The sequence below is a fragment of the Aeromicrobium senzhongii genome (assembly GCF_014334735.1).
In the GTDB taxonomy this organism is placed as follows: domain Bacteria; phylum Actinomycetota; class Actinomycetes; order Propionibacteriales; family Nocardioidaceae; genus Aeromicrobium; species Aeromicrobium senzhongii.
This window is the reverse complement of the sequence record NZ_CP060587.1, coordinates 2,956,225-2,974,298: the sequence shown is the minus strand read 5'-3', so window position 1 is coordinate 2,974,298 and position 18,074 is coordinate 2,956,225. Positions and strand designations below refer to the sequence as shown.

The 18,074-nt window shown below is 68.5% G+C and carries 18 protein-coding genes; 16 read left to right on the top strand and 2 right to left on the bottom strand.

Annotated features, from left to right (window positions below):
• Nucleotides 1-36 precede the first annotated feature (36 nt).
• The 15 genes from H9L21_RS14555 (at nt 37) to H9L21_RS14485 (ending at nt 15,246) form a co-directional block, all read left to right on the top strand.
• Complete coding sequence (locus H9L21_RS14555) at nt 37-1,008, top strand: NADPH:quinone oxidoreductase family protein (RefSeq protein WP_154597408.1); 972 nt, start codon at nt 37-39, stop codon at nt 1,006-1,008.
• A 4-nt stretch (nt 1,009-1,012) separates the two neighbouring features.
• Nucleotides 1,013-1,681 (top strand): histidine phosphatase family protein, encoded by a 669-nt coding sequence (locus H9L21_RS14550; RefSeq protein ID WP_154597409.1) that lies wholly within the window; start codon nt 1,013-1,015, stop codon nt 1,679-1,681.
• Between the two features lie 19 nt (nt 1,682-1,700).
• Complete coding sequence (locus tag H9L21_RS14545; RefSeq protein WP_154597410.1) at nt 1,701-2,459, top strand: SDR family oxidoreductase; 759 nt, start codon at nt 1,701-1,703, stop codon at nt 2,457-2,459.
• A gap of 1 nt (nt 2,460) precedes the next feature.
• Nucleotides 2,461-2,901, top strand: coding sequence for a cytidine deaminase family protein (locus H9L21_RS14540; protein WP_187411602.1), 441 nt, complete (start codon nt 2,461-2,463; stop codon nt 2,899-2,901).
• A gap of 187 nt (nt 2,902-3,088) precedes the next feature.
• Nucleotides 3,089-4,063 (top strand): sugar ABC transporter substrate-binding protein, encoded by a 975-nt coding sequence (locus tag H9L21_RS14535; RefSeq protein WP_154597411.1) that lies wholly within the window; start codon nt 3,089-3,091, stop codon nt 4,061-4,063.
• Nucleotides 4,064-4,291: 228 nt separating this feature from the next.
• A complete protein-coding gene (locus H9L21_RS14530; protein ID WP_154597412.1) occupies nt 4,292-5,800 on the top strand; it encodes an AMP-binding protein in 1,509 nt (502 codons plus the stop codon).
• The gene (locus H9L21_RS14525; protein WP_154597413.1) at nt 5,797-6,606 is read left to right on the top strand and encodes an SDR family oxidoreductase; all 810 of its coding nucleotides are present in this window, start codon (nt 5,797-5,799) and stop codon (nt 6,604-6,606) included. The genes H9L21_RS14530 and H9L21_RS14525 overlap by 4 nt, the downstream gene beginning before the upstream one ends.
• 181 nt (nt 6,607-6,787) lie before the next feature.
• Nucleotides 6,788-7,750 (top strand): sugar ABC transporter substrate-binding protein, encoded by a 963-nt coding sequence (locus H9L21_RS14520; protein WP_154597414.1) that lies wholly within the window; start codon nt 6,788-6,790, stop codon nt 7,748-7,750.
• A 65-nt stretch (nt 7,751-7,815) separates the two neighbouring features.
• Nucleotides 7,816-9,396: a sugar ABC transporter ATP-binding protein gene (locus tag H9L21_RS14515; protein ID WP_187411601.1), complete on the top strand. Its 1,581-nt coding sequence runs from the start codon at nt 7,816-7,818 to the stop codon at nt 9,394-9,396.
• The gene (locus tag H9L21_RS14510) at nt 9,393-10,391 is read left to right on the top strand and encodes an ABC transporter permease (RefSeq protein WP_154597416.1); all 999 of its coding nucleotides are present in this window, start codon (nt 9,393-9,395) and stop codon (nt 10,389-10,391) included. Before H9L21_RS14515 ends, H9L21_RS14510 begins: the two co-directional genes overlap by 4 nt.
• A 71-nt stretch (nt 10,392-10,462) precedes the next feature.
• Nucleotides 10,463-11,692, top strand: coding sequence for an acyl-CoA dehydrogenase family protein (locus H9L21_RS14505; protein ID WP_154597417.1), 1,230 nt, complete (start codon nt 10,463-10,465; stop codon nt 11,690-11,692).
• Entirely contained in the window at nt 11,692-12,441 is a 750-nt protein-coding gene (locus tag H9L21_RS14500; protein ID WP_222865797.1) for an SDR family oxidoreductase, read from the top strand. Before H9L21_RS14505 ends, H9L21_RS14500 begins: the two co-directional genes overlap by 1 nt.
• The gene (locus tag H9L21_RS14495) at nt 12,438-13,496 is read left to right on the top strand and encodes a phosphotransferase family protein (protein ID WP_154597418.1); all 1,059 of its coding nucleotides are present in this window, start codon (nt 12,438-12,440) and stop codon (nt 13,494-13,496) included. Before H9L21_RS14500 ends, H9L21_RS14495 begins: the two co-directional genes overlap by 4 nt.
• Nucleotides 13,493-14,458 carry a cyclase family protein gene (locus tag H9L21_RS14490; RefSeq protein WP_154597419.1) on the top strand — a complete coding sequence of 322 codons (966 nt, stop codon included), beginning with the start codon at nt 13,493-13,495 and terminating at the stop codon, nt 14,456-14,458. The genes H9L21_RS14495 and H9L21_RS14490 overlap by 4 nt, the downstream gene beginning before the upstream one ends.
• Nucleotides 14,459-14,502: 44 nt before the next feature.
• Complete coding sequence (locus H9L21_RS14485; RefSeq protein WP_154597420.1) at nt 14,503-15,246, top strand: TetR/AcrR family transcriptional regulator; 744 nt, start codon at nt 14,503-14,505, stop codon at nt 15,244-15,246.
• On the opposite strand, the gene H9L21_RS14480 is transcribed toward H9L21_RS14485, so the two are convergent.
• On the bottom strand, nt 15,204-15,956 hold the full coding sequence (locus tag H9L21_RS14480; protein ID WP_154597421.1) for a nitroreductase: 753 nt from the start codon (nt 15,954-15,956) through the stop codon (nt 15,204-15,206). The two genes, H9L21_RS14485 and H9L21_RS14480, sit on opposite strands and share 43 nt — an antisense overlap.
• A gap of 73 nt (nt 15,957-16,029) precedes the next feature.
• On the opposite strand from H9L21_RS14480, the gene H9L21_RS14475 reads away from it, so the two are divergent.
• Nucleotides 16,030-16,839, top strand: coding sequence for an alpha/beta fold hydrolase (locus H9L21_RS14475; protein ID WP_187411600.1), 810 nt, complete (start codon nt 16,030-16,032; stop codon nt 16,837-16,839).
• A gap of 52 nt (nt 16,840-16,891) precedes the next feature.
• Here the strand turns inward: H9L21_RS14475 and H9L21_RS14470 are convergent, their stop codons facing one another.
• Nucleotides 16,892-17,893, bottom strand: coding sequence for an NADP-dependent oxidoreductase (locus tag H9L21_RS14470; protein ID WP_154597423.1), 1,002 nt, complete (start codon nt 17,891-17,893; stop codon nt 16,892-16,894).
• Nucleotides 17,894-18,074: the final 181 nt, after the last annotated feature.

Genomic DNA, 18,074 nt, shown 5'->3' with positions numbered 1-18,074 from the left:
CTAAGCAAGCGCTTAGGCATCCGCTAGGCTCACCCCATGCGAGCGATCCAGATCACATCCCTGGACGGCCCCGAAGCCGTCGAACTCGTCGAGATCGAGTCCCCGGCGCGGGCCGAGGACCAGGTCCTCATCGACGTCAAGGCCGCCGGCGTGGCCTTCCCCGAGCTGCTGCAGAGCCGCGGCCTGTACCAGCTCAAGCCACCGCTTCCCTTCGTCCCGGGCGCAGAGATCGCCGGTGTCGTCGTCGAGGCCCCGGTCGACTCCGGCTTCGCGCCCGGCGATCGCGTCGCCGCGCTGCCGATGCTGGGCGGCTTCGCCGAGCAGGTCGTCGCCGACGTGGACCTGACCTTCCCGCTGCCCGACGACGTCACGTTCGCCGAGGGCGCGTCCTTCATCTTCAACTACGGCACCGCGTACTTCGGTCTCGTCAACCGCGGCGCCCTGGCGCCCGGCGAGCGCGTGCTGGTCCACGGCGCCTCCGGTGGCATCGGCACCGCCTCGATCCAGGTCGCGAAGGCGTTCGGCGCCGGTCGCGTCATCGCCGTCACCTCGACCGACGAGAAGGGCGAGATCGCCATCGCGGCGGGCGCCGACGAGTACGTGCTCTCCGAGGGCTTCAAGGACGCCGTCAAGGCGCTCGGCGGCGTCGACATCGTCGTCGACCCGGTCGGCAACGCGCCCGAGGGCGACCGTTTCACCGACTCGCTGCGCTGCCTCAACGACGACGGCCGGATCCTGATCATCGGCTTCACGGCCGGCGCGATCCCCAAGATCGCCGCCAACCGCCTGCTGCTCAACAACCTCTCCGCCGTCGGCGTCGGCTGGGGCGCGTACGCGATGAAGCGTCCCGGGCTGATCAAGCAGCAGTGGGAGGCCATGGCCGAGCACCTGGCCTCGGGCGCGCTGCGTCCGGTCGTCGGCCAGACCTTCAGCCTCGAGCGTGCGTCGGAGGCATTGCTGACCCTCGACCGGGCTCAGGCCACCGGCAAGCTCGTCCTGGAGGTCTGAGCGCGTGGGAACCCTGCACCTGGTCCGCCATGGTCAGGCCTCCTTCGGCACCGATGACTACGACCGGCTGAGCGAGCTGGGAACGCGGCAGTCCGCCGCGCTCGGCACCTCGTGGGAGGCCGGGGGAGCCGTCTTCACCGACGCCATCGCGGGTGCGATGCTGCGGCACGCGCAGACCGCGATCGCCGCGATCGACGCGAGCGGTCTGGGTGAGGAGGACGCCGACCCCGGCCTGTCGGGCTACGACGTCGACGCGCGGTGGAACGAGTACGACCACCTCGCCGTCGCGACGGCGTTCGATCCGGGCGCCCTGCAGAAGAACTCCAAGGAGTTCCAGGCCGCGCTGAACGAGGCGATCGCGGTGTGGCGCCGCGGTGAGGGCGACTTCTCCGAGCCCTACGCCGTCTTCCGCGACCGCGTCATGGCCGGGTTCGCGGAGGCGGTCGAGCTGGCGTCGCAGCGGGGCCGGCGGGTGCTGGTCTTCACATCGGGCGGGCCCATCGCGATGGTGGTCTCGCACCTGATCACCGGTGACGACTCGGCGTTCCAGAAGCTCAACGACGTCGTCGTGAACTCCAGCGTCACCACGCTCATGGTCGGGGCCACCGGCCCGCGGGTGCTGACCTTCAACGATCATGGGCACCTGCCCGCGGCGGACGTCACCTTCCGCTGAGCGACACACGAGGAGCGACATGCGACGGAACACGCTGATCACGGGAGCCAGCTCGGGCCTGGGTGAGGGGATGGCGCGCCACCTGGCCGCCTCCGGTCACCACCTGGCCATCACGGCTCGACGCGTCGAGCGGCTCGAGGCCCTCAAGGCCGAGTTGCTCGCCGCGCACCCCGGGATCAAGGTCTCGGTGCACGCGCTCGACGTCAACGATCACGACGCGGTCTTCCGCGTCTTCGGCGAGGCCGCCGCCGAGCTCGGCGGCCTCGACCGGGTGATCGTCAACGCCGGCCTGGGCAAGGGCGGGCGCATCGGCACCGGCAAGTTCGAGGCCAACCGCGAGACCGCGATGACGAACTTCGTCGCCGCGCTGGCCCAGTGCGAGGCCGCCATGCAGCACTTCTACGAGCGCAAGACCGGCCACCTGGTCGTGATCTCGTCGATGTCCGCGATGCGCGGCATGCCGTCGTCGATGACGACGTACGCGGCCACCAAGGCCGGCGTCGCCCACATCGCCGAGGGCATCCGCTCGGACCTCATCGGCCGTTCCGGCCTCGAGATCAAGGTGACCACGCTCTACCCGGGCTACATCGCCAGCGAGATGAACGAGCAGGTCGAGCAGGAGCAGCGGCTCATGGTCGACACGAAGACCGGCACCGCCGCGATGGTGAAGTACATCGAGAAGGAGGTCGCCGAGGCCTCCGTGCCCGCGTGGCCGTGGGCCCCCATCGGCAAGGTCATGAAGCACGCGCCGCTGTCAGTCGTCCGCAAGCTGGTCTGAGGTGTCCGCGGCCCTTCCGGACTCCGCTCGTCCGCTCACCGAGGACGAGGCTGCCCTGGTCGAGCTGGCGCGCCGGACCATCGACGCGACCACCGACGCCGGACCGGACGAGGACGGCGTGCACACCATGGGTGCCGCCGTGCGCTCGAGCGACGGTCGCCTGTTCGCCGGTGTGAACCTCTACCACTTCACCGGCGGCCCGTGTGCCGAGCTGGTGGCGCTCGGCACGGCGCGTGCGGCCGGAGCCACCGAGATCACGCACGTGGTGGCGGTGGGCAACCACGGCCGGGGCGTCAAGGCCCCGTGCGGGCGCGACCGGCAGGTCATCGCCGATCTCCACCCGGCCGCGCGGGTCGTGGTGCCGACGCCCGAGGGACTCCGGAGCGTCTCGGTGCGGGACCTGTTGCCGCTGCAGTTCGACACGGCGGCCGAGCAGGCCTGAGCTGGGTCAGGGAAACCCATCGCCACGACCTGGCGTATCCAGGTCGCAGATGACTCGTCAGCACTATTGAAGTTGAGTTTGACTTCATCTAGGTTCATCGTGATCTACCTCACATGGGCGTCGTCCGACGCCATGGAGGAGGTCGTGAGTCCGCTCGCCGGTGCGGACTCGAGCTTGAGGAGGCTCGATGAACATTCGACGCGTGGCTCTCGGAACCACCTTGGCGGCGGCGCTGATGACCACAGCCGCCTGCGGTAACTCAGGTGCTGGAAGCGGTGACGGTGGAGGTGACGGCTCCTATGACATCGGCATCGTCCAGTTCTCGGCCACTGACGAGACCGCCGAGAAGGCGATCGGCTCCTACGTCGAGTACGCCGACGAGAAGGGGTGGAACATCACGAAGGTCGACCCCCAGGGCTCTGTGGACAAGGCCATCAGTGCGGTCAACGACTTCGTCCAGAAGGGTGTCGACCTGATCATCGTCACCGTCTTCCCGACCGACCAGATCACCGGTGGTGTACGTGCGGCCACGGAGGCCGGCATCCCGATCGTCTCGTTCAGCGGAGGCTCCGGCCCGGGCGTGCCGCTCAATGCGGACTCCGGTGCCTTGGTCTCCACCGACGTCTCCCAGCAGTTGGTCGAGGACATGGGTGGGAAGGGCGAGTTGCTCCTCCTGGGCTACAAGAGCGGGCTGCCGTGCATCGGCCGCGAGCAGGCACTGGACGATGCGCTCAAGGGCAGTGACATCAACGTCACCCGCCAGGAGGTGGCCATCCCCGGTCAGGTCGAGAGCGGCACGAAGTTCACGCAGGCGTGGTTGGCCAAGCACCGGAAGGGCAGCGGCAACCTCGCGATCTGGGCGTGTTTCGACGATCCGGCGCTGGGTGCGGTGAGCGCTCTGCGCTCGGCGAATCGAACCGACGTGAAGGTCTACGGCATCAACGGCACGCCCGCAGCTGTGACCGCGGTGCAGTCCGGCGCCATGCGCGCCACCGCGTTCATCGACGTCGCGGGGGCCGGCCGGGAGCTGGCCGTGCGCACGCCGGACGTCATCGAAGGTGGCGTCGACGCGAAGCCGGAGGACATTCCCATCCCCACGTTCGTGGTCACGAAGGAGTCCTACGACGAGTTCGCGAAGAAGTACCCGGACGAGGTGAAGTGAGCGGCCTGTGCCCCTCGTTCACTGCCTGATCCGACCGGAATGCCCGGCGCCGCCCTGCGGTGCCGGGCATTCCCGTCTGCTGCCGCGACCTCTGGGATGGGTGGGGCCCGTGGTGCGGTTCCGGAAAATATTCTGAAATTGAATTCAGGTTTCTATTGAACCTGTGATCAGTTTCACATACGTTGCTCGTGACATAGGTCACACGCTTCGTGGAAAGGCTCCCCCCGCATGGTCAACATCGCCGCCGATGTCTGGGCCCAGGCCGACACCGATGCCGATCGCGTAGCGATCCGGTCTCCCCGGACGGTCACCTTCGGTCAGCTGCGCCGGACCAACGAGCAGGTCGCCGGCGCCGTGCGCGCTGCGGGGATCGATCCGCTGGATCGCGTGCTGTTCATCGCACCGAGCATCCCGGAGTTCCCGGAGGTGTACTACGGCCTCCACGCCGCCGGCGTCACGGTCATCACGATGAACACGATGTCGACGGAGCCGGAGATCGGCTACGTCCTGGACGACTCGGGAGCCTCGCTCGTCATCGCCTGGCACGAACACGCGGGACGCGCCGCAGCCGCCGCGGCCGACCGCGGTCTGCCGTTCTGGCAGCTCGACCCCGGCTTCACCTTCGATGCCGAGCCGCTCACGCAGGCGCACCAGCATGCGCCCCAGGACACCGCGCTCATCCTTTACACCTCGGGGACGACCGGACGGCCCAAGGGTGCCGAGCTCACCGCGGCGAACCTCGTGGACACGGTCGCCTCGTTCCAGCCGGTCCTCAACATCAGTGCGGACGACCGGTTCGGCACGGGCCTGCCGCTGTTCCACGTCTACGGGCAGGCCGTGTGCATGAACACGACGCTCGCGACGGGCGCCTCCTTCTCGCTGGTCCACCCGTTCGACCCGAAGGTGATGCTCGACGTGATGGTGGCCGATGAGCTCACCACGATGGCGGGCGTCCCGACCATGTGGAACGCGATGCTCCACGCCGAAGGCGGGTACACCCCCCGGGACTTCGCCGCGATGCGCTTGGCCACCTCCGGCGGTGCCTCGCTCCCCGTCGAGGTCATCCGCGCGTTCAAGGAGCGCTTCGACTGCGCGATCCTCGAGGGCTACGGCCTGACCGAGTCCACGGGTGCCGCGACGTTCAACGACATCAACCGGGAGCAGAAAGCCGGCACCGTCGGGCCCGCGCTCCCCGGATCGAAAATCGAGGTTCGCGACTCCGAGGGGCGGGTCATCGGCCCGGGCGAGCCCGGCGAGGTCTTCATCTGGGGCCCGACGATCATGAAGGGCTACTGGAACCGACCCGATGCCACCGCGTCGGACCTGCGCGACGGCTGGCTCAAGACCGGTGACATCGGCACGGTCGACGAGGACGGCTACCTCAGCATCGTCGACCGCGTGAAGGACCTGATCATCCGCGGTGGCTACAACGTGTACCCGCGCGAGGTCGAGGAGGTGCTGTACGAGCACCCGGACATCGTCGAGGTGGCCGTGGTCGGGCTCCCGGACGAGCACTACGGCGAGGAGATCGCGGCCGTCACCGTGTTGAGCGAGGGCTCCACCGCCACCACCGAGAGCATCCGCGTGTGGGCCAAGGAGCGCCTCTCCGCCTACAAGGTGCCCCACCTGTTCGCCTTCGTCGATGCGCTGCCGAAGGGCGCCACGGGCAAGATCCTCAAGCGTGCCATCGACCGGGACGAGCTGCGCTCCCTCGCAACGCGGGCGGGCAAGGCATGAGGCTCGAGGGCAGCGTCGCGGTCGTGACGGGTGCCGGCGGGGGCATCGGTGCGGCGCTGTGCCGCCGGTTCGTCGAGCACGGCGCCCGTGTCGTGGCGACGGACCTCGACGAGGGACGGCTGAAGGCTGAGGTCGAGGCGATCGCCGGGGACCACCCCGGCACCATCGAGTCCCTGGCGGGTGACTGTTCGGACGTGGACCACATCCGCGCGACGATCGCCCTGGCCGAGTCGGCCTTCGGTCCCGTGGACCTCTACGTCGCGAACGCTGGTGTCGGTCTCGGCGAGAACCTCGAGGCCACGCCCGCCGACTGGCAGACCTCGATCGACGTCAACGTCATGGCCCACGTGCGAGCGGCTGAGCTGCTGGTGCCCGGATGGCTCGAGCGCGGCCGTGGGCACTTCCTGTCGACGGCGTCGGCTGCGGGCCTGCTGACGCAGATCGGCTCGGCAACCTACTCGGTGACGAAGCACGCGGCGGTCGCCTTCGCCGAGTGGCTGTCGGTCACCTACGGGTCACGCGGCATCGGCGTCAGCTGCCTGTGCCCGATGGGTGTCAACACGGCGATGCTCAACAGCGGCGCCGACTCCGACAGCGAGGCGGCACGCCAGGGCGCGAAGGCGGTCACCCAAGCGGGTCTTGTGCTGGAAGCGCTGGAGGTGGCCGACATCGTCGTCGAGTCACTGGGCACCGGCGAGTTCCTGATCCTGCCGCACCCGGACGTCCTGGAGTTCTTCCGCCGCAAGGCATCGGACTACGACCGCTGGTTGCGCGGCATGCGCCGCTACCAGGAGTCGCTGTCATGAGATCCAGGACGAACGAGGTCGTCACCGACGGTCTCGCCCAGAACATCGCCGCGGCACCACGCCTCGGGATGGGTGGTGGAGTCCACGCGGGCGCCGCCACCACCTCAGTCGCACTCGTGCGGCTGACGGGGGGCCACGGGCACCACTCAACCGCGAGTGGGCTTGAACTTGAGGAGGCTCGATGAAGTTCCGACGCATCGCTCTGGGAGCGACCATGGCACTGGCCATGGTGACCGCTGCCGCCTGTGGAGGCTCGTCCTCCAACTCCGGGGGGGACGATTCCTTCTCCGTGGGAATCGTCCGCTTCGCGCCCAGCGAGGTGACGACCGAGGCCGTCATCAACAAGTACACGAAGCTGGCCGAGGACGAGGGCTGGGAGGTGACCACGGCCAACCCCGACGGAGCCGTCGACAAGGCGATCGGCGCGATGCAGGACTTCGTGCAGAAGGACGTCGACCTCATCATCGTCTCGGTCATCGAGTCGACCTCGCTGGCGGCCGGTCTGAAGTCGGCGGAGGCGGCGGGGATCCCCGTGGCGTCGATCGCCGGCGGAACCGCCGATGGCATCGTCTTCGACCTGGTCGTCTCACCCGGGACCGAGGTCCCCGAGGCCATGGTCGCGAACATGGGTGGCAAGGGCCGGGTGCTGGCGCTGGGCTACAAGCCCGGCCTGCCGTGCCAGTTGCGAGAGGACGGCTTCAACGAGGCCGTCAAGGGCACCGACATCACGGTGGACCGCCAGGAGGTCCTGATCCCCGGCCAGCTCGAGTCGGGCCAGAAGTTCGCTACAACGTGGCTGGCCAAGAATCCGAAGGGCTCCGAGCCGCTATCGATCTGGGCGTGCTTCGACGACCCGGCGATGGGGTCCATCGTGGCCGCCAAGCAGGCCGGCCGCGACGACGTCAAGATCTACGGCTACGACGGAACCCCGCCTGCTCTCAAGGCGCTGAAGGACGGCCAGTTGGCCGCAACCGCCGCGCCGGACACTGCGGGCGCGGCTCAGATGCTCTTCGACGCGACGCCGGGTCTCATCGAGGCGGGTGTGGGTGCCGACGCGAAGACCGAGGAGATCCCGTACCCGATCATCACGCCGGAGACGCTGGATCAGTACCTCGCGGACAACCCCGGCGCGAACGCGTCCTGAGGTGATGTGACATGACGATCCGTCCAGAGCTCGACCTGTCTGAACCGCGTGTTGAAGGAGTGCCCATGGCCACCTCGGAAACGGACACGGGAGCCGATGCCACACCGGCGGGCCTCCTGCAGATGCGGGGGATTTCCAAGTCGTTCGGTGGTAGTCGGGCTCTGGACGGCGTCTCGATCGAGGTCGAATCCGGCTCGGTCCACGCGCTGTGTGGAGCGAACGGCGCCGGCAAGTCGACCCTCGTGAAGATCCTCGCCGGACTGGAGCGCGCCGACGAGGGTGAGATCCTGCTCGACGGCCGGCGGGTCGAGGTCGACAATCCTCGCGATGCTGCCGATCTCGGGCTGAGCTTCATCCACCAGGAGCTCAACCTCGTACCCAAGTTCTCGGTGCTGCAGAACATGGCGATGGGATCGGGCGACCCGGGCCGATTCGGGATCCTCGACCTGCGACGCCTGCGTCGCGAGGCCCGGGCCGTGCAGGAGCGCCTGGGATTCGACATCCCGCTCGACGTCCAAGTCGAGCAACTGTCCGTCTCCGACCGGTGGATGGTGTCGCTGGGTCGGTCGCTGATGCGCGACGCGAGGTTCATCGCGATGGACGAGCCGACGGCCTCGTTCACCGACGAGGAGGCGAACCGCCTGATGTCGGTGATCGAGGAGCTGACCTCCGAAGGTGTGGGCATCCTCTACATCTCCCATCGGCTCGACGAGGTGCTCGAGGTGTCGGACCGGATCACCGTGTTCCGCAACGGCCAGAAGGTCACCACACTCGAGTCCTCCCAGACGGACCGCCAGGAGCTGACGACCCAGATCGTCGGGCGCGAGGTCGAGAAGCTCGTGTCACGTCTCGAGGCCGAGGCCGACGAGAGCGTGGCCGAGACCCGACCGGTGCGATTGCAGGTCCGCGCACTGACCCGCGCACCCCGGGTCCTCCAGGCCTCCTTCGACGTCCACGAGGGCGAGATCGTCGGCATTGCCGGTTTGGTCGGCGCCGGCCGCACCGAGCTGGCACGCCTGCTGATCGGTGCGGACCGAGCGACCGGCGGCACCATGGTGTTCAACGACGCGCCGTACGCACCCAAGTCGCCCCATGACGCCCTGCGTGCCGGCATCGCGCTGGTGCCGGAGGAGCGACGAAGTCAGGGCCTGGTCCTGACCGACACGGTCGAGAACAACCTCGCGATGGCCGAGCACGGGGCCGCCGCCAGCATGCGGGCCCGTTTCCGGCCGAAGTCCTCCCGGGCCGCCGGCCAGGCACTCATGGAGCGGTTCTCCGTCAAAGCCCGCTCGATCCGCGACTCGGCGCACCACCTCAGCGGTGGCAACCAGCAGAAGGTCGTCGTCGGAAAGTACGTCCGGACGAATCCCGGGCTGCTCGTGCTGGACGAGCCGACGGTCGGCGTGGATGTCGGAGCGCGCGCCGAGATCTACCGCATCATCACGGGACTGGCTTCCGAGGGCACCTCGGTGCTGGTGATCTCCAGTGACTTCGAGGAGCTCGCGATCTGCGACCGCGTCCTCGTGATGCGCGCCGGACGCTTGATCGCCGAAGTCCCGGCCAGCGAGTTCGACGAGGACCACCTCACCGCCCTGTGCTTTGGAAGCACCGAGAGCTTCGGCACCACCGAAACGGAGACAGCATGACCAGCCTGATGGAGAACGAACCGACCGCAGAGGTCGCGAAGTCGAACGCCCACTTCTTCGAGTGGTTCGGCCGCTACGGAGCCCTGCTCGTGCTGGCAGCGCTCATCACCGTCACGTCGATTCTGGCGCCGAGCACGTTCCCGACGGTCGACAACGCGATCAACATCCTGAACCAAAGCGCCCTCTCGGCGATCATCGCGATGGGCCTGACCTTCGTCCTGGTGACGGGTGAGTTCGACCTGAGCATCGGCAACACCGCGAGCCTGGCGGGCGTCAGCGCCTGCGCCCTCATGGTCAGCGCGGACCTGTCGATCCCCATGGCGTTGGTCGCGATCTTGCTGGTCGGTGCCGTCGTCGGCCTGGTCAACGGCTTCGTCGTCACCTACATGAACGTGTCCGCCCTGGTGGCCACGCTGGGCGTCGGAACCATCGTCATCGGCGTCAACTACATGATCTCCGACGGCGCCCCGGTGGCGCTGGGGGACCCGGATGCGTTCCTCGAGATCACGTTCGGCCGCTTCCTGGGCATCCCATACCCCGTCTACATCATGCTGGCCATCGCCGCCCTGCTGTGGTGGCTGCTCAACCGCACGGTCCTCGGACAGTCGATGCAGGCCGTGGGCGGCAACCGCGTGGCCGCCGAACTGTCGGGCATCCGCGTCGATCGCGTGCGGGTCATCGCCTTCGTGGTCTGCTCGATGTGCGCGGCCGTCACCGGTTTCCTGCTGGCGTCCCGGACGGGCAGCGCAGCGGTCTCCGCCGGCGACACCTACCTGCTCAGCGCGTTCGCGGCCTCGTTCTTCGGATCGGCCGTGCTGCGCGATGGGCAGTTCCACATTCTCGGCACGCTCGTGGGCGTCATCACCGTCTCGGTCGGATTCAACTCGATCGCGCTGATCGGGCTGGAGACCTACTGGCAGTACTTCTTCCAGGGACTGCTCCTGATCCTCGGTGTCGGCGTGGGCACGCTCGCCCGCCGCCGAGCAGCCGCTTGACCCTGCCTCTTCGACCTTCCCCTCCGCGAGCGCCGGCCCCTCGGCGTCCGCACCCACCCCTAGGAGAACTGATGGATTTCGCGCCCGACGAGAAGACGCGTGAGTACCAGGACAAGCTCAACGCCTTCATGGACGAGCACGTCTACCCGGCCGAGTCGGTCTATCACCAGCAGATGGCGGAGTCGGGAAACCCGAACTTCCACCCGCCGGTGTTGGAGGACCTGAAGAAGACCGCCCGGTCGCTGGGTCTGTGGAACCTGTTCCACCCCCACAAGAACGAGGACTGGGGCTCGCCGGGTCTGACGAACCTGCAGTACGCGCCGTTGGCGGAGATCACCGGCCGGAGCCCGTACCTGGCTCCGGAGGCGATGAACTGCAACGCCCCGGACACCGGCAACATGGAGGTGCTGCAGCTGTTCGGCACCGAGGAGCACAAGGAGAAGTACCTCAAGCCGCTGCTCGCCGGTGAGATGGCGTCGGCGTTCTGCATGACCGAGCCGGCGGTGGCCAGCTCGGATGCCACCAACGTCGAGCTGAGCATGACGCCCGACGGCGACGAGTACGTCCTCAACGGGCGCAAGTGGTTCGCGTCGAACGCGCTGCACGCGAACTGCAAGGTCCTCATCGTCATGGGCAAGACGAACTTCGAGGCCGAGACCCACCGTCAGCAGTCGATGATGGTCGTCCCGATCGACGCCCCGGGCGTCACGATCGTCCGTGGTCTGCCGGTGTTCGGCTACATGGACCGCGAGGGCCACGCCGAGATCCTGTTCGAGGACGTCCGGGTGCCGAAGACCGCGCTGCTGGCCGGTGAGGGTGACGGCTTCATGATCAGCCAGGCCCGCCTCGGCCCCGGTCGCATCCACCACTGCATGCGCTCGATCGGCATGGCCGAGCGTGCGTTGGACCTGATGATCGATCGTGCCCAGAGCCGTACGACGTTCGGTCAGCCCGTGGCGATGCGCTCGAACATCCAGGACTGGATCGCCGAGGCGCGCATCGAGATCGAGGCCACGCGACTCCTCGTGCTCAAGACGGCTTGGCTGATGGACACCGTGGGCAACCAGAAGGCCCGTACCGAGATCGCGGCCATCAAGGTCAAGGCGCCCGAGATCGCGCTGAAGATCATCGACCGGGCCATCCAGGTCCACGGCGGCGGCGGCGTCACCGACGACTTCCCGTTGGCCAGCTTCTATGCCCATCAGCGCACCCTGCGGATCGCGGACGGCCCGGACGAGGTGCACAAGCGCACCCTCGCCCGCGTCGAGCTGCGTCGCCGCGCCTCGGAACGGGACGTCTGATGGACCTCGGCCTCGCCGGCCGGACGGCAGTGGTGACGGGCGCATCGCGAGGCATCGGCCTCGCGGTCGCCCGCGCCCTGCACGACGAGGGCGCGAACGTCGTTCTGACCGCACGGAAGCAGCAAGATGCCGAGGCGGCCGCCCGTGAGGTGGGTGATCGCGCACTCGGCATCGGCGCCCACGTCACCGACGAGGCGGCCTCTCGCGCCTGTCTCGAGCGGACGGTCGAGCACTTCGGCAGCATCGACGTCCTGGTCAACAATGCCGGCACCAACCCGGCGTTCGGATCGCTCGTGGAACAGGAGCAGTCGCGCTTCGCCAAGACCTTGGACGTGAACCTGTGGGGCCCGGCACTGTGGACCCAGTTGGCGTATGACCTCTGGATGGGGGAGCACGGTGGCTCGGTCGTCCACACCGCGTCACTGGGTGCCTTCGCCGTTGGGCCGAACCTGGCCGTCTACCACGCGTCGAAGGCCGCGCTGGTCCACCTCACCCGTCACCAGGCCCAGGAGTTGGGGCCGGGAATCCGCGTCAACGCGGTCGCGCCCGGCGTCGTCCGGACCCGACTGGCGGAGGAGTTGTGGAAGGAGCACGAGGAGGCCGTCGCGGCGAAGACCCCGCTCCGGCGCATCGGCGAGCCCGAGGACATCGGGTCCGCCGTGGCGTTCCTCGCCGGCGAAACGGCGAGCTGGATCACCGGCGAGACGCTCGTGATCGACGGAGGGCAGCGGTGGGGGAGCGGCCGATGACCGTCGCTCTGAGCCTGCCCGACCTGGCCAGGTGGATGCGCGACCGCGGCGTCGACGTCGGCGCTCATCTCCAGGCGTCGCGGGTCGGGCGGGGCCAGTCGAACCTCACCTACCGACTGCGGGACGAGCAGGGTCACACCTGGATCGCGCGCCGGCCCCCGCTCGGCGAGCTGCTCGCCTCGGCGCACGACGTGGTGCGCGAGCACCGCATCCTGGCGGCCCTGCAGGGTTCCGCGGTGCCCGTCCCCGCGCTCGTGGGGGTGTGCGAGGACGCCCGGGTCGCGGACGTGCCGGTCGTGGTGATGGAGCACGTCGACGGCATCGTGCTCGACCAGATGGAGATCGCCGAGTCACTCGACCCCGTGGTCCGAGGGCGGCTCGGGCTGGACATCGCCCGAACGCTGGCTGCGGTCCACGCCGTCGATGTCCACGAGGTCGGACTCGGCGACCTCGCCTCGCGTTCGCCGTACGCGGAACGCCAGCTGAGGCGGTGGACCCGCCAGTTCGAGGCCAGCAGGACCGTCGATCGGCCCGATCTCGACGCACTGACGGAGTTGTTGCACGACCGCGTCCCCCCGCCGGGTGACCTTTCCCTGGTGCACGGGGACTTCCACATCCGCAACGTGATCGTCGACCCGCAGGACGGCACCATCCGCACCGTCCTCGACTGGGAGCTCTCCACCCTGGGCGATCCCATCGCCGATCTCGGCAGCACCCTGGCGTACTGGCCCGAGGCCGGTGAGACCGCGAGCGGGATGTTCGAGGCCTCGACGCTGCCGGGCTTCCCCACCCGCGCCGAACTCGCGCACGCCTATCTCGAGGCATCCGGACGCGACGGGGGAACGCTGGCGTTCTGGCACGTCCTCGGCGTCTGGAAGATCGCGATCATCTGCGAGGGCGTGTACCGGCGCACGCTCGACCATCCGGCGAACACCGCAGAAGGCGGAGCGCCCACCCCCGAACGCGTCCAGGCGGTCATCGACCACGCCTGGCATGTCGCCGAGACGACCGGACTCGCCGGCCGCCGGTCCACCATCCCGAGAGGACGATCATGACCGACAACACCGCACCCGACACCGAGGCTGTGCTGGCCGATTCGCCGAAGAACTGGGGGAAATGGGGTCCCGACGACGAGGTCGGGTCCCTGAACTACCTCGGCCCGCAGGAGGCGGTGCGTGGTGCGTCGGCGATCGTCTCCGGCGAGACGTTCACGCTGCAGGTGCCGATGGGTGCTCCGGGACACGGCGACCCGGTGTGGCCGGGCCGTGAGCAGATCCAGCGCGAGAATGTCATGGACGAGGGGTTCTTCCAGCGCGGTGAAGGTGACGAGACGCCCGGCGGCGCGCACTACGCCGACGACAAGGCGACGATCTTCCTCCAGGCCTCGACGCAGTACGACGCCCTCGGCCATGTCTGGTACGGCGGCCAGATCTGGAACGGGTACGACGCCGCCGAGACCGTCGGGCAGATGAGCAAGGCGTCGGTCCTGCCCATCGCTGAGAAGGGGATCGTCGGCCGCGGCATCCTCATCGACATGGCGCGCCACCGCGGGAAGCCGCACCTGGACAAGGGTGAGACGTTCACGCACGAGGACCTGGAGGAAGCCGCGCAGGCGCAAGGGCAGGCCATCGAGCCCCGCGACGTGCTGCTGATCCGCACCGGGTTCATCGGCCACTGGTACGAGACGACACCGGAGGACTTCTATGCGGACTTCTGCGAGCCCGGCCTGACCTACTCGCCCGAACTGGTGGACTGGTTCCAACGGATGGAGATCCCGAACCTGGTCACGGACACCATCGCCAACGAGGTGACGATGGACCCGAAGCACGGCGTCGCCCTGCCGCTGCACAGCGCGTTGATGCGCAACCTCGGCGTCACGTTCACCGAGATCGCGTGGCTGGACGACCTCGCTGCTGCCTGCGCTGCGGACGGCCGATGGACCTTCCTCTACACGGCCGCGCCGTTGAAGGTGGTCGGTGGCACCGGTGCTCCGGTGAACCCGGTGGTGATCCGGTAACCGGGTCGCGGCGAAGGTCACCGGGGGAGAGGATCGGGCACGTCATGAGGGAAGCGGAAGCAGAGGACGTCGTCCCCGAGCTGCCGGCGCTGGTCGACGCCTCGCGCGTCCGGGAGACGCCCACCACGGCACGCGGAGTGCGTACGCGTGCCGCCCTGGTGGCCACGGCTCGGGAGGTGTTCGAGCGGGATGGGTTCATCAACTCGCGACTCGTCGACATCACGGCCGGGGCGAACTGCTCGATCGGGACGTTCTACACGTACTTCGACAGCAAGGAGGAGATCTTCACCGCGGTCATGCAGGCCGCAGCCGAGGACATGCTCCATCCGGGCCTCCCCCGGGTGGACGACGACCTGAGCAACGTGGCCGCGATCCTGGAGGCCAGCAATCGTGCGTACGTCGGCGCCTACAAGCGCAACGCGAGGTTGAACCTGCTCCTCGAGCAGGTGGCGACGATCGATCCGGAGTTCCGCAAGCTCCGGCTCGAGCGCGGCCGGGCGTTCGCCGAGCGCAACGCGCGTTGGATCAAGCGCCTCCAGGACGCGGGCTACGCCAACCCCGCGCTCGACTCGTACATGACGGCGCGGGCGCTCTCGCCCATCCTCGGGCGCATGGCGTACCACATGTTCGCCCTCGAGGAGCCGGGCATGAGCGAGGAAGCGATCGTCGCGACAGCGACGCGGGTCTGGCTCGACGCCCTCGGTGTCCCGCTCGACGGCTCCAAGCGGAGCGGGCCTGATTCGGCTCAGTCGAAGCCGACGAAGCGGGCGACGTCGTCCACCGACTGACGTGCCGAGCGCACGTGGTTGGCGGCGAACTCCTCGTCGGGGTAGCCCAGGGCGACCGCCGTGAAGATGACGTGGTCGTCGGGGATGTCGGCCTCGCGCCGGACGGCCGCGCCCTGCATGATGCCTTGGCTGTTGATGACGGTGCCGAGTCCGCGCGACCACGCGGAGAGCACGAGCGCGTGCACGACGGCGCCCAGGTCGAAGTGGGCGATCGGCCCCACGCCCTCGAGGCTGCGGTCGTGTGCGATCACGATGGATACGGGCGCGTCGAATTGCCGGAATCCGCGCATCGTCCAGTCGAGGCGGGCGGCCTGGTCCTCGCGAGCGATGCCCATGGCGCCGAAGAGGCGCTTCGCGATGTCGACCTGACGGTCGCGATGGACACCTTCGTAGCGCTCGGTCACGGTCACGTCGCGTTGGATCGGTGCGCCGGCCAGCATGAGCCGCGTGTTCTCCTCGCGGATGCGGTCGAGCACCTCGCCGGCCAGGACGTGGAACTTCCAGGGCTGAGTGTTCATCGATGACGGAGACAGGACCGCGTCGGCCAGGATCTCGCGGATGACGTCCTGGGGCACGGGATCGGGACGGTAACCGCGAATGCTGCGCCGATCGCGCAGCAGCTCTCCGAGCGAGGTGCTCGTCCCTGCCCCGAGGCTGCTCGCGAGGAGCGAGTCGGACCCGCCGAGGGTCGGAGGCGCTTCGAAGTCCATAGGTGAAATCATATTCGGTTTCAGGTTATCGTGGGCCCTCAGAGTGACGCACGTCACACGAAAGGACCCCTCCATGTCAGTCATCCAGGCAGCAGGCGCCACGTTCAATGTCGAGGACACGGGGGAAGAGGGGCTCCCCGTCGTGGTCTGTCTCCACTCCCTGTTCCTCGATCACCGCATGTTCGACGGCCTCGTCGAGGCGGGGCGCGACCGATTCCGCTTCGTCCGGCCCGAGTTCCGCGGGCAGGGCTCGAGCGCAGCGGCCCGGTCCGAGGAGGTCACGATGGAGCAGGCCGCCGGTGACACCGCGGCGATCCTCGACGCCCTCGGTCTGCAGGACGTCCTGCTCGTGGCATCGTCGATGGGCGGCGACGTCGCGGCGCGTCTGGCGACCTACCGCCCTGACCTCGTGCGCGCCCTGGCGTTCGTCGGCTCGTCGGTCCGAGCCGAGCCCGCCGACAAGGTCGAGGAGTACGTCGCCTTCGCCACGGGGGCGGCCCAACAGGGCTTCGTCGACGATCGGCTGGAGTTCCTGCAGCAGGTCATGCTGGGCCGGTCGACGCTGCAGGACCCGCAGAAGAAGGATCTCGTCGACCTGTGGTCAGGCCGGATGAGCCAGCTCGGTGCCGATCTGCTGCCCGCGATGGTGGGCGTGATGCGACGCAAGGACGCCACGCCGCTCCTGCCGTCCATCGGCGTGCCTGCTCTCGTCGTCTCGGGTGAGGAGTGCCCGGTGCGTCCGCCGGACTGGGGCGCGGAGCTGGCTGCAGGCCTGCCGGACTCCGAGCTGATGATGGTGCCCCGCTGTGGACACAGCCCGCTGCTCGAGGCGCCCGAGACCGTGGTTCCGAAGGTGCTGGACTTCCTCGCCACCCACGCCTGACGCACGGACGGCGTCGGAGCGAGTGCCTCGCTCCGACGCCGTCCGTGTTCGATCAGGCGATCTTCAGGACGAGCTTGCCGGTGTTGCGGCCCTCGAACAGGCCCAGCAGGGTGCGGCCGAACTCCTCGACCCCGCCCTCGACGACCGTCTCGCGCGCGACGAGCTGGCCGGACGAGATCAGCTCGGACATGTCGGCGATGGCCGCGGCGTCCTTCTCGGGGTAGTCGAAGACCAGGAAGCCCTGCATCTTCGCGCGGAAGACCAGCAGCGACATGTAGCGCTTGGGGCCCGGCGCCAGCTGCTCGTCGTTGTAGGTCGAGATCGCGCCGCAGATGATGACGCGGGCGCCGCGGCGCAGGTTGGCCAGCGCGGCGTCGAGGATGTCGCCGCCGACGTTGTCGAAGTAGACGTCGATGCCCTTCGGCGCGACCGCACGCAGGCGCTTGAGCACGTTCTCGTTCTTGTAGTCGATGACCTCGTCGAAGCCGATCTCCTTGAGCCAGGCGCACTTCTCGGGGCCGCCGGCGATGCCGATCACGGTGCAGCCCTTGGCCTTGGCCAGCTGGCCGGCGACGCTGCCGACGGCTCCGGCGGCAGCGGAGATCACGACCGTGTCACCGGCCTTCATCTCGCCGACCTCGTGCAGACCGTGGTACGCCGTGAGGCCGGGCATGCCGAGGGCGCCGAGCCAGGTGGCCGGGCCCGCGACGGAGGTGTCGATCTTCTGAACGCCCTCGCCGTCGGTGACCGCGTACTGGGTGACGCCGAAGTTGCCCGTGACGGCGTCGCCGACGGCGAAGTCGGGGTGGTTCGACTCGACGACCGTGCCGGTGGCGGCAGCGCGCATGACCTCGCCGATCTGGACCGGCGGCAGGTACGAGCGGACGTCGTTGAGCCAACCGCGCATCGCGGGATCGAGCGAGATGTGGTCGACCTTCACGAGGAACTCGCCGTCGCCGGGGGCGGGCAGGTCGACGGTCTCGCTGGCCCAGGTGCTGTCATCGGGGAGGCCGGAGGGTCGCTGGGCGAGGGTGATGCGCTCGGTGGTGGTCATGCTTCACGACCGTACTGGGTGGAGTCGACGCCGGACATGGCTGCGATGTCGGCGGGGGAGACGGGCGGTACCAGGGCGGATCGGGCGCTCACGGAGATTCCTCTCGGAAGACAGTTGAATTCGGGCTCAGGTTCAGTACTGTAGGGATCCTAGGGTGTGACACAAAGCACATCAAGAGCGA